The sequence below is a fragment of the Pseudorhodoferax sp. Leaf265 genome, from assembly GCF_001422365.1.
Lineage (GTDB): Bacteria > Pseudomonadota > Gammaproteobacteria > Burkholderiales > Burkholderiaceae_C > Pseudorhodoferax.
In genome coordinates, this window is the sequence record NZ_LMMT01000024.1 from 37,466 (window position 1) to 48,318 (window position 10,853).

Genomic DNA, 10,853 nt, shown 5'->3' on the forward strand with positions numbered 1-10,853 from the left:
TTGCTATGTGGCATGCATGCTGGAAATCATCGTCATTTTGTATGTAATTTTCCTGGCGGTCGGGCTTCGCAAGATCCCCTGACGGCGGGCAGCGCTCCCTCGCCCGCCTGCGCGGCCGGGTCGGCGAGCCGTTGCGCCAGGAAATCCAGGAAGCATGCAATGCGCGCGGCCAGCTGCGTGTTGCGGTAGTACACCGCGTTGACGGACTCGCGCACGTCCACCGCCAGGCGCGGCAGCACCTCCACCAGATCGCCACGCTGCCGATCGGGCGTGGTCATGAAATCGGCCAGGCAGCAAATGCCGGCACCGGCCAGCGCCAGCTGGCGCAGCGTCTCCCCACTCGATGCGGTCATGCCCGGGCTGATGGGCCACTCGTCGCCATGCGGCCCGCGCAGTGGCCAGCGGTTCAGCGCATCGGGCTGGTTGAAGCCGAGCAGGCGGTGCTGCGCCAGGCTTGCCAGGCTGGTCGGCTTGCCATGCGCCGCCAGGTAGGCCGGGCTCGCCAGCACACGGCGCCGGCTCGTGCACAGTGGGCGCGCATGCAGCGTGGAATCGCGCAGAGGGCCGATGCGGATGGCGATGTCGGTGCGACGCGCCAGCAGATCGATGTTGAGCTCGTCGGTCTCCAGCTCCAGCGTGATCTGGGGGTACAGCTGCTGGAACTGCGGCACCAGCGGCACGATGGCGTGCAGCATGAACGGCGTGGCGGCGTTCACGCGCAGCCGGCCGGCCGGCTGCTGGCGGCGCAGCGCCATGTGCTCCTCGGCGTCGTCGATGGCCGCCAGGATCGCGCGCGTGCGCACGAGAAAGGCCTGGCCTTCCTCGGTCAGCGCGATGCGCCGGGTGGTGCGGCGCAGCAGCGTGGTGGCGAGCTTCTTCTCCAACCGGCCCAGCGCGCGGCTCACGCCCGACACCGTCTGCTCCAGCTGTTCGGCCGCACCCGTGATGGAGCCGGTCGCGACAACGGCCGCGAAAGCCTGCAATTCGTCCAGGGTGGTCTTCATGGCCTCAGTGGCCAGTGGTCGCAGAGAACACGTTGATCACCAGGACGCCAGCGACGATCAAGCCCATGCCCGCCAGCGCGGGTGCATCCAACCGCTGACCGAACAGCACGAAGGCCACCACCGCCGTGATCACGATGCCCACGCCGGACCAGATCGCGTAAGCCACTCCCACCGGCATGCTGCGCAGCACCAGCGACAGGCAGTAGAACGAGGCGGCATAGCCCAGCACCGTCGCCAGCGCGGGCCCCGGCTGCGTGAAGCCGTCCGAGGCCTTGAGCATCGCCGTGGCGAACACCTCCAGCACGATGGCCGCGCCCAGGAGCAGGTAGGTCGTCATGCCTTCGCCGCCTCGCTGCGCGCGAGCAGCGCATCCTGCAGGGCCCGGCGCTCCCCGGCCGACAGCTTGTAGATGCCAAGCAGGTCGGACAGCCACAGGCCGTCCGCCGCCAGCCGCACGATGAGGTCCTGCGTGCCTTCGGCGTTGTCGCGCCGGCAGCTGCCGACCCAGTCGCTCCACTGGCGCGCCAGCGGCCGCTCGACCACGCAGGCCGCGAGCACGGCGCGCCAGCGGCGCGTCACATGGCGCCGCGTGCCTGCGCGCACGGTGGCGCGCAGGTAGCTGGCGGCCCCCAGCGGGCTGCCGCCATGGCGCGCGGCATCGCGGCCCAGGTCGTCCAGGAATTCGGCCTGCGTGCTGTTCCACAGGGCTTGCAGCAAGGCTTCGCGCGTGCCGAAGTGGTGCTGCACTGCGCCCTTCGTCACGCCGGCTGCTTCGGCCACGCTGCCAATGGACAGCGGCGCGCCCTCGGTCAGGAGATCGGCGGCGGCCGCAAGGATGCGGGCGTGCACCTCGACCGGGGCGCGGGTGCGTTTGCGGATATCGTCCATGGTGCCTTACAAAAATACGAGTGTATTTTAATGAAGCGCTGGTCGGCCGTGCAGCGCGCCTGCGATGACCTTCGTCATGCGTCTGCACGGGGTCGGCTGGCTATGCTGGCCGCCAGGGTTTCCCTTGGGGGATACGGATGCGCACCGCAGTCAATCGATCGGGATGTTCGACACACCGCAGCCACCCGCTCGGCTGGCTCGTCCGTGCTGCCGCGCTGCTGGCCCTGCTGTCGGCGTGCGGCGGCCCACCCAAGGCGCCGCCCACCACCGTGGCCGGCAGCGTGGCTGCGGTGGCGGGCGTCAACCCCAGCGTGAGCGGGCGGCCCTCGCCGCTGCTGCTGCGCGTCTACGAACTCAAGACGGACACCGTGTTCGCCGCCGCCGACTTCGTCTCGCTGTACCAGCGCGACCAGGCCGAACTGGGCGCCGACCTGGTCGGCCGCGAGGAGATCATGCTGGCGCCTGGCGAAAGCCGCCCCATCAACCGCACGCTGGCACCCGAGACCCGTTTCCTCGCCGTGTTCGCCGCCTACCGCGATGTCGAGCATGCGCGCTGGCGCGCCGTGCTGGCCGTGCGGCCGGGTCAGGCCCAGCGCATCACGATCCGCGCGAGCGAACTGGCGGTGACGGCCGAGTTGGCGCCATGAGCGCACAGCCCGACGAAGGGGGCGGTATCGGCCCTGTGTCCACGCCCGGTGCACCGCTGCCGGCCGCCGACAAGGTGGTCTGGACGCAGGGCATGTTCCTGCTGCCGCACCACTTCCAGCAGGAGACGCGTTACCTGGAAACTCTGGTCGACCGCCGCGTGCGCCTGCTGGCCGTGTACGGCTGGGGCTTCAGCGAACTCGTGCTCGACGAATCGCTGCTGCCGCAGGGCCAACTGGGCCTGGTGCGGGCCCAGGGTGTGCTGCCCGATGGCACGCCGTTCTGCGTCCCGCAGGCCGACGCGGCGCCGTTGCCGCTCGCGCTGCCCAATGACGTGCAGAACGAACTTGTCTACCTGGCCGCTCCGCTGGCGCGCGACGGTGTCGACGAGGTCGATTTCGAGGGCGCTGACGCCGCGTCCGGCGGCCGGCCCCAGCACCGCTACCGCATCGCCGACCATGCGCTGCGCGACCGCACCAGCGCCGGTGACGACCCAGAGCCCGTGCAGACCGCTGCGCTGTGCCTGCGCCTGGTGCGTGCGCGCGAGCTCGGTGATGGCCAGGCGGCCCTTGGCGTGGCCCGCGTCGCCGAGCGGCGCAGTGACCGCCAGCTCGTGCTCGACCGCGCCTACACCGCCCCGCAGACACGCCTGGACGCCAGCGGCCAGCTTTCGGCCATGGCCACGCTGCTGCATGGCCTGATCCGCCAGCGTGCCGAGGCCCTGGCCGGCCGCATGGGCCAGCTCGGCCATGGCGTCTCCGAACTCAGCGATTTCCTGATGCTGCAGACGCTGAACCGTGCCGACCCGCTGTTCCGCCAGCACGCCCGCGCACCCCACGCCCACCCCGAACAGCTGCACCGTGACTGCCTGCAACTGGCCGGCGAACTGGCGACCTTCGCCGTCGCCGCGCGCCAGCCGCGCGAGTACCCGCTGTACCAGCACGAGGACCTGCAGGCCAGCTTCGCGCCGTTGCTCGACGCGCTGCGCGGCATGCTGTCCACCGTGCTGCAGCGCCATGCCGAGCAGATCGCGCTGACCGACCGCACGCACGGTGTGCGCACGGCGGTGCTGGCCGATGCCGAGATGCTGCGCAGCGCCAGCCTGGTGCTGGCCGTCAACGCGCAGCTGCCGGCCGAGCAGCTGCGCCTGCGCTTTCCCGCGCAGTCCAAGCTCGGGCCGGTGGACCGCATCCGCGACCTCGTCAACCTGCAGCTGCCCGGCGTTGCACTGCGGCCGCTGCCGGTGGCGCCGCGGCAGCTGCCCTTCCATGCCGGCCACCATTACTTCGAGCTCGACCGCGGCGGCGAACTCTGGAAGCAGCTCGAACGCAGCGGCAGCCTGGCGCTGCACGTGGCGGGCGACTTCCCCGGCCTGGAGCTCGAGCTCTGGGCCATCCGCACCTGACGGGACGGCAGCATGGACCGCCCGATCGACGACCCTTTCGCCGCGCTCGACGAGCAGCACACCTTCGTCAAGCCGCGCCCGGGCGGCGGGCCTGTGCCGCGCCCGTCCGCCAACCCCATCCCGGCTGTGGCCGCCGAGAGCGAGACCGCCGCGCCCGCACCGGGCCTGAACCCGCTCGTCACGCTGGCCAACCGATTGCTGCTGCTGGTGCCCGCGCTGCGCGCCACGCAGCGCGTGGACGACCCGGCCGCGCTGCGCCAGGCGCTGGCCCAGGGCATCCGTGACTTCTGCGCCGATGCGGCCACCGCCGGCATCGCGCCCGAGCGCATGATGGCCGCGCGCTACGTGCTGTGCACCATGCTCGACGAGGCCGCGGCCGACACGCCCTGGGGCGGCTCCGGCGCCTGGGCGCAGTACAGCTTGCTGGCCATGTTCCACAACGAGACGCGCGGCGGCGAGAAGGTGTTCCAGCTCATGGCCCGGCTGGCCGAGCAGCCGGCCGCCAACCGCGACCTGCTGGAACTTGTCTACGCCGCGCTGGCGCTCGGCTTCGAGGGCCGCTGGCGCGTCGTCGACAACGGCGCCGCGCAGCTGGAGGCCGTGCGCGACCGGCTCGCGCAGATCGTGCGCAAGGAGCGCGGCGACCATGCCCAGGCGCTGGCTGCGCACTGGCAGGTGGAGCCGCTTGCGCAGCGCCGCTTCTCGGGCTGGCTGCCGCTGGGCGCCACGGCTGCCGCTGCCGCGCTGCTGCTGGCCCTCGTGTACTCGGGCCTGTCGCTGTCGCTGGCCGAGCGTTCCGACCGCGTGTTCGGCCAGATCCAGGCGCTGCGCCTGACCCCGCCCGTCACGGCGCCCCCACCGCCCGCGCCCGTGCCGCGCCTGGCGCAGCTGCTGCAGCCCGACGTGAAAGGTGGCCTGGTGGCCGTCCGTGACGAGGTCGACCGCAGCGTCGTCACCTTGCGTGGCGACGGCCTGTTCGCGCCCGCCAGCGCCACGCCGGCCGCCGGTCAGGAGGCGCTGCTCGGCCGCATCGCCACGGCGCTCAGGCAACTGCCCGGCACCGTGCTCGTCACAGGCCACAGCGACAGCAGCCCGATCCGCACGGCGCGCTTTCCGTCCAACTGGCACCTCTCGCAGGAGCGCGCCGATGCCGTGCAGGCGCGCCTCGTGGCCGATGGCCTGCCGGCCGAGCGTGTGCGCGCCGAAGGCCGGGCCGACGCCGAGCCACTGGTGCCCAATGACAGCGCCAGCAACCGCGCCTTGAACCGCCGCGTGGAGATCACGCTGATGGTGCTGGGTCGCGCTCCGGTCGCCGCGACGGCCGCCGCGCCTGCCGCTTCGGGAGCCACGCGATGAAGAAGCTGCTGGGCTGGATCTTCAACCGCTGGCTGCTGCTGGCGTTGCTGCTCGTCGCGCTGTCGCTCGTGCTCTGGATCGCCGGACCGCTGCTGGCCATCGGCGAGGTCCGGCCGCTGGAGACCGAGCGCGCGCGCGCCATCGCCATCGTGGTCTTGCTGGTGCTGGTGGCGCTGCGCATCGCCTGGGGCCGCTGGCGCGCCAGGCGCGGCAACGCCGCCGTGGTGCAGCAACTGATCCAGCCCGCAGCCACCGGCCCGCGCGAGAGCCCCGACATGGCGGCCGTGCGCCAGCAGTTCGAGCGCGCGCTGCGCGGCCTGGAGCAGGCCCGCTTCGGCCCGCGCGGCACGCTCAAGGGCTGGGCCGCGCGCCTGGGCGGACGGCACCTGTACGAGCTGCCCTGGTACCTCATCATCGGCGCGCCGGGCTCGGGCAAGACCACCGCGCTGCGCTACAGCGGGCTGCACTTCCCGCTGGCCGAGCTGCTGGGCAAGGAGGCGCTGCGCGGCGTCGGCGGCACGCGGCATTGCGACTGGTGGTTCACCGACCGCGCGGTGCTGATCGACACCGCCGGCCGCTTCACTACCCAGGACAGCGACCCCGACAACGACCAGGCCACCTGGAACGGCTTCTTGCAGATGCTGCGCCGCACGCGCACGCGCCAGCCCGTCAACGGCGTGCTGGTCACGGTCTCGGTCAGCGACCTGCTGGCGCGCCCCGCGGCCGAGCGCGCCCAGCATGCGCTGACCGTGCGCGCGCGTCTGCAGGAGCTGCATGGCCAGCTCGGCATGGCCTTCCCGATCTACCTGATGGTCACCAAGGCCGACCTGCTGGCCGGCTTCATGGACTACTTCGCGACCCTGGACAAGGAGCAGCGCAACACGCCCTGGGGCTTCAGCTTCGCGCGCGACAGCCAGGCACCGCTGGCCGCCATGCCGGCCGAGTTCGATGCGCTGCAGCAGCGCCTGGTCGACGGCCTGGTCGCGCGGCTGCAGGCCGAGCGCGACCCGGGCCGGCGTGCGCGCATCTACGGCTTCCCGGTGCAGTTCGCGGCGCTGCGCGAGGCGTTGCAAGAGTTCGCCGAAGGCGTGTTCGCGCCCTCGGCGCTGGAGGCCAAGCCGCTGCTGCGCGGCATCTACTTCGTCAGCGGAACGCAGGAGGGCGCACCGATCGACCGCGCGCTGGGCGCCGTGGCACGCCGTTACCGCATCGAGCAGGCGCTGGTGCCGCCGCAGCAGGCCAGCGGCCGCAGCTACTTCCTGCAGCGTCTGCTCGAGGAGGTGGTCTTCGCCGAGGCGGGCCTGGCGGGCATGCGCGGCGGCGCCGAGCGCCGGCGCCGCTGGACCCTGGCGGCCGGCTACGGCGCCGTGGGCCTGGCCACGGCCGGCCTGCTTGCGGCCTGGACACTGAGCTGGCTGGACAACCGCCGCTACGTCGACGCCGTGGCCGCGCGCGCCGGCCCGGTGCAGCAGTTGCTGGCCGCCACGCCCGACCGCGCCACGCCCGAGCTGCTGCCGCTGCTGCCCGCCCTGGAGGCCACACACGCGCTGGCCCAGCCCGAGGCCGCCCCCGGCGGCTTCGGCCTGTCGCAACAGCGCAAGCTCGACAGCGCCGCCCAGGCCGCCTACGCGCGCATGCTGACCGACGCGCTGCTGCCGCGCCTGGCCCTGCGCATCGAGGAGCAGCTGCGCCAGGGCGTGGGCGCGCCCGAGGTGCAGTACGAGGCGCTCAAGGTCTACGCCATGCTGCATGCGCCGCAGCACTTCTCGGCCGAGGCCTTGCGCCGCCATGTCGAGGCCGACTGGCAGGCCACGCGGCGTGAGCTCACCCCCGCCCAGCGCGAGCAATTGCAGCGCCACCTGGACGCCTTGCTGGCCCAGGGCGGCGTGGCCTCGCCGCTGCAGGCCGACAACGCGCTCGTCACCGCCACGCGCGCCCAGCTGGCCGGCCTGCCGCTGCCCCAGCGCGTCTACAACCGACTGCGCAACCAGGGCCTGGGCCAGGAGTTCGCGCCGTTCACGGTGGCGCGCGCGGCCGGCCCCAACGCCGCGCTGGTGTTCACACGGGCCAGCGGCGCGCCGCTGACGCAGGGTGTGCCCGGCCTGTACACGCGCGAGGGCTACCTGCGCGGGTTCCAGCGCGAGGTCGGTCAGGTGGCCGACCAACTGGCGGCCGAGCAGCCCTGGGTGCTGGGCGTGGCCGACGAGCGGCGCGATGCCGCCGCCCGCGTGCGCGCCAACGCACCGCTGGTGGACGACGTGCGCCGCCTGTACCTGAGCGACTACGCCGCCACCTGGGAGGCTTTCATCGCCGACATCAAGCTGCTGCCCATGGGCCAGCTGGCGCAGTCGGTGCAGATGTCGCGCCTGCTGTCGGCCTCCGACAGCCCGCTGGCGCCATTGCTCAAGGCGATCTCGCGCGAGACCACGCTGGCCAGCGGCGGCTCCACGGTCGAGACGGCCGAGCAGCGCGCGCAGGACATGGTCCGCCAGGGGCGCGAGAAGCTGGCCGGCGTGCTGGCTTCGGGCGGCGCGGCGCCGGTGGCGGGCGCGCCCTCGCTCGAAGAGCAACTGGTCGACGCGCGCTTCGCGGGCCTGCGCCACTTCGTCACTGCGCCAGCCGGTGGCCGCGCGCCACTGGACGACACGCTGGCCCTGGTGGCCGAGGTCAACCTGCTGCTCAACGCGGCCCAGACCGCGCTGCAAGGCGGGGCGGCGCCACCGCCGTCGCCGCTGCCCAACCGCGTCAAGGCCGAGGCCGCGCGCATGCCGCAGCCGCTGCGCACCATGATGGAGACGCTGTCGCAGAGCAGCGCCAACATCGCCCAGGGCCTGTTGCGCCAGACGCTGGCGCAGGAGGTGCGCTCGCAGGTCGGCGAGTTCTGCCAGCAGGCCGTGGCCGGCCGCTACCCGCTGGTGCCGGGCTCCGCGCGCGACGTGACCCAGGCCGACTTCGCCGCGCTGTTCGGCCCCGGTGGCAAGATCGACCAGCTGTTCCAGCAGAAGCTCGCGCCCTACGTGGACACCAGTACGCGGCCCTGGCGCTTTCGCGCGGTGGAAGGCACGCCGCTGGGCGCCGACGGTGGCCAGCTGCCGCAGTTCCAGCGCGCTGCCGCGATCCGCGAGACCTTCTTCCCCGGGGCCGGCGCGCCGGCGCTGCGGCTGGACTTCAAGCCCATCGAGATGGATGCCTCGATCCAGCAGTTCATCCTGGACGTCGACGGCCAGATCGTGCGCTACGCCCATGGCCCGCAGATCCCGAGCTCGGTGCAATGGCCCGGCCCGCGCGGCAGCTCCGAGGTGCGCGTGCAGCTGAGCCCGCCCAACGCCAGCGGCGCCTCGGGGCTGGTGGATGGGGGCCCCTGGGCGCTGTTCCGGCTGTTCGACCGCGTGCAGATCGACCCCACGGGCGCGCCCGAGCGCTTTCGCGCCACCTTCGACATCGGTGGCCGCAAGGCCGTGTTCGAGGTCACCACGAGCAGCGTACGCAACCCGTTCCGTCTGCGCGAACTGCGCGAGTTCGGTTGTCCGGCGGGGCTGTGATGGATCTAGAACCGGACACCGTCACCATGCCGGCCGTGGCCGTGGCCGCGCCACCGGCCTGGTACGGCAAGCTCTCCATGCTGGGCGACTTCGCCCAGCGCCGGCTGTCGCAGGAGGTGGCTCAGGCCTGCGACCAGTGGCTGGCCGCCACCATGCACGCGCTGCCCCAGGTGCTGGGCGAGCGTTGGCCCTGGGCCTACCTCGAGGCGCCGCTGCTGCGCTTTGCCTGCGGGCCCGGCGTGCTGTCGGCGCAGTGGTGGTTCGGCGTGCTGATGCCCAGCTGCGACAAGGTGGGACGCTATTTCCCGCTCTGGGTCGGCCAGAGCGCGATGCAGCCGCCGCGCGATGCCGCGACCCTGGCCAGCCTCGTTGCCTGGTACGAGGCGCTGGCGCGCGCAGCCGTGCGCACGCTCGAAGACAGCGCCACCGTGGCGGGCTTCGAGGCCGAGCTGTCCGCCATGCCGCCCTGGCCCGCGCTAGCCGGGCAGCCGCCGGCAGCGCAGGCACTGCCCGAGGCCCTGGCCTTGCTGGCGGCCGATGCGCTGGTGGGTCGGCTGCAGGCTTGCTCGCTGTGGTGGCCGGCCACGCGCCAGCCCGCGCGCCCGGTGCAGCTGCGGCTGGCCCAGGGCCTGCCCGGTGCCGAGACGCTGGCACAGCTGCTGCTGGCCGAGCAGCCCGCGGGCTGCTGAGCGCCCCCTCCGGTGAATGACGCGGACTGTGAAAACAGACGCGTTGATTTCCAGCGTTCTTTTCACTTTCTCTCTGTCATTGGCATGACTGCTGCTGCCGGAGTCCACGAAACCTCCGCGGGCTGTGACATGGAGGGTGAGAAGAGTGCATTGCGCAGGAGCGGCAGCTACGGGCCCCAAAGCGGCGGCTCAACGCCATTGCTCAGGTGCGTGCGTCCTCGCACGTCGCCTGCAGCAATTTGTTGGAACGCAACGCCACGGTCTAGTCACCGGAGCGGCAAGTACACATCCGTGATCATTTCGTGCTCCGGGATACTTGGGCCGACGTTTACATAGTGAAAGAAGATGGGATATGTGCCCAGCTCCTCGCCACTCTTTGGCAACCACTCGCGATACAGATACACCGCCGCCGTGTTGAATCGCCTTGAGCCCAGGTGCCGTGCCACCGCGCATCGATTGGCGGGAATTGTCTTGTTCACAATGCCCAGCGTGTTGGGCTGAATGGGCTGATCGTAGGTCACACAGAAATCTACTCGGTGATCGGCCGGAGCAACTAAAAGCGGATCGGTGTAGTGGACACCATACGTTCGGTGATCGGCAGGCGAGAGATGGTGCTGGATTCGCCATCCGATGAGCTTCTTGGATGTTTCGTACTCAAGGTCAGGAGGACCGCAATGCTCCGCTACTGCGACCCTCGTTTCGGGGAAGTCAACAATTCGAACGTCCATCAGCTACTCCACTTCTCTTGCGGCCCAACGCCTGAATTAAGCCGAGCCGCGAAGCGGCTTCGGCTTGAATGAATTGTTAGATTGCCCCAGCGAGAACACTGAAGCGTCTATGGCCGATTTGATGGCCTCCCGCTCATCAGAGAAGTGAGTGGCCTCGCTGATCAAGCCGCGCTCCTGGTAGTACACGTCGAAGCCGCTGGAAGATGGGACGCAGTACCAACCATCAAACGTTTTAGGCGACCAATGAAGCCAGCTACCGTCTGAGTTGAAGCTACGGAGCTTGGCTGAGAAGTCCGGAACCAAGACCCACAGCTCGTCAAAACGGGATACGTCTCCACCGAGCAGATCTACCACTAGGTTCTTCAAGTACTCGGTAACGTACATGGGCAATCTAACGTTGGAGGTAAGGGGCTGCGGCGCGAAAGCGATTGACCGGAGAAGCCACGCCGGTTCCGCAGTCCCGCTTGACCGAATACGAAGGGACTTCCCCAGTCCCAACACGGTGTCCAGGCACCAAGATTGACTCGCGGAAGTTCAATCTGAAACGGAAAAGGGGAAGTCCATGGCGGAGATTACACGGGCGCCGGTGGCGCGGG

10 protein-coding genes are annotated in these 10,853 nt (G+C 70.9%); 5 read left to right on the forward strand and 5 right to left on the reverse strand.

The features are described 5' to 3' along the window. Positions 1-32 precede the first annotated feature (32 nt). The 3 genes from ASF45_RS20730 to ASF45_RS20740 are packed head-to-tail and all read right to left on the reverse strand — an operon-like array spanning position 33 to position 1,892. Entirely contained in the window at positions 33-1,004 is a 972-nt protein-coding gene (locus ASF45_RS20730) for a LysR substrate-binding domain-containing protein (protein WP_082551171.1), read from the reverse strand. A gap of 4 nt (positions 1,005-1,008) precedes the next feature. Next, positions 1,009-1,341 carry a multidrug efflux SMR transporter gene (locus ASF45_RS20735; protein ID WP_056667179.1) on the reverse strand — a complete coding sequence of 111 codons (333 nt, stop codon included), beginning with the start codon at positions 1,339-1,341 and terminating at the stop codon, positions 1,009-1,011. Next, positions 1,338-1,892, reverse strand: coding sequence for a TetR/AcrR family transcriptional regulator (locus ASF45_RS20740; protein WP_056667182.1), 555 nt, complete (start codon positions 1,890-1,892; stop codon positions 1,338-1,340). Before ASF45_RS20740 ends, ASF45_RS20735 begins: the two co-directional genes overlap by 4 nt. A 137-nt stretch (positions 1,893-2,029) precedes the next feature. On the opposite strand from ASF45_RS20740, the gene tssJ reads away from it, so the two are divergent. The 5 genes from tssJ to tagF are packed head-to-tail and all read left to right on the forward strand — an operon-like array spanning position 2,030 to position 9,529. Next, positions 2,030-2,539, forward strand: coding sequence for a type VI secretion system lipoprotein TssJ (tssJ, locus tag ASF45_RS20745; protein ID WP_056667184.1), 510 nt, complete (start codon positions 2,030-2,032; stop codon positions 2,537-2,539). Then, positions 2,536-3,942, forward strand: coding sequence for a type VI secretion system baseplate subunit TssK (tssK, locus tag ASF45_RS20750; protein ID WP_082551172.1), 1,407 nt, complete (start codon positions 2,536-2,538; stop codon positions 3,940-3,942). Before tssJ ends, tssK begins: the two co-directional genes overlap by 4 nt. 12 nt (positions 3,943-3,954) lie before the next feature. Next, a complete protein-coding gene (locus ASF45_RS20755; protein WP_056667187.1) occupies positions 3,955-5,298 on the forward strand; it encodes a DotU family type VI secretion system protein in 1,344 nt (447 codons plus the stop codon). After that, positions 5,295-8,840, forward strand: a complete 3,546-nt coding sequence (gene tssM, locus ASF45_RS20760; protein WP_056667190.1) for a type VI secretion system membrane subunit TssM — start codon at positions 5,295-5,297, stop codon at positions 8,838-8,840. The genes ASF45_RS20755 and tssM overlap by 4 nt, the downstream gene beginning before the upstream one ends. Beyond that, a complete protein-coding gene (tagF, locus tag ASF45_RS20765) occupies positions 8,840-9,529 on the forward strand; it encodes a type VI secretion system-associated protein TagF (RefSeq protein ID WP_056667193.1) in 690 nt (229 codons plus the stop codon). Before tssM ends, tagF begins: the two co-directional genes overlap by 1 nt. Positions 9,530-9,795: 266 nt before the next feature. Here the strand turns inward: tagF and ASF45_RS34715 are convergent, their stop codons facing one another. Next, on the reverse strand, positions 9,796-10,257 hold the full coding sequence (locus ASF45_RS34715; RefSeq protein WP_162244039.1) for a GyrI-like domain-containing protein: 462 nt from the start codon (positions 10,255-10,257) through the stop codon (positions 9,796-9,798). A 36-nt stretch (positions 10,258-10,293) separates the two neighbouring features. Beyond that, on the reverse strand, positions 10,294-10,641 hold the full coding sequence (locus tag ASF45_RS20770) for a hypothetical protein (protein WP_056667195.1): 348 nt from the start codon (positions 10,639-10,641) through the stop codon (positions 10,294-10,296). Between the last annotated feature and the right edge of the window lie 212 nt (positions 10,642-10,853).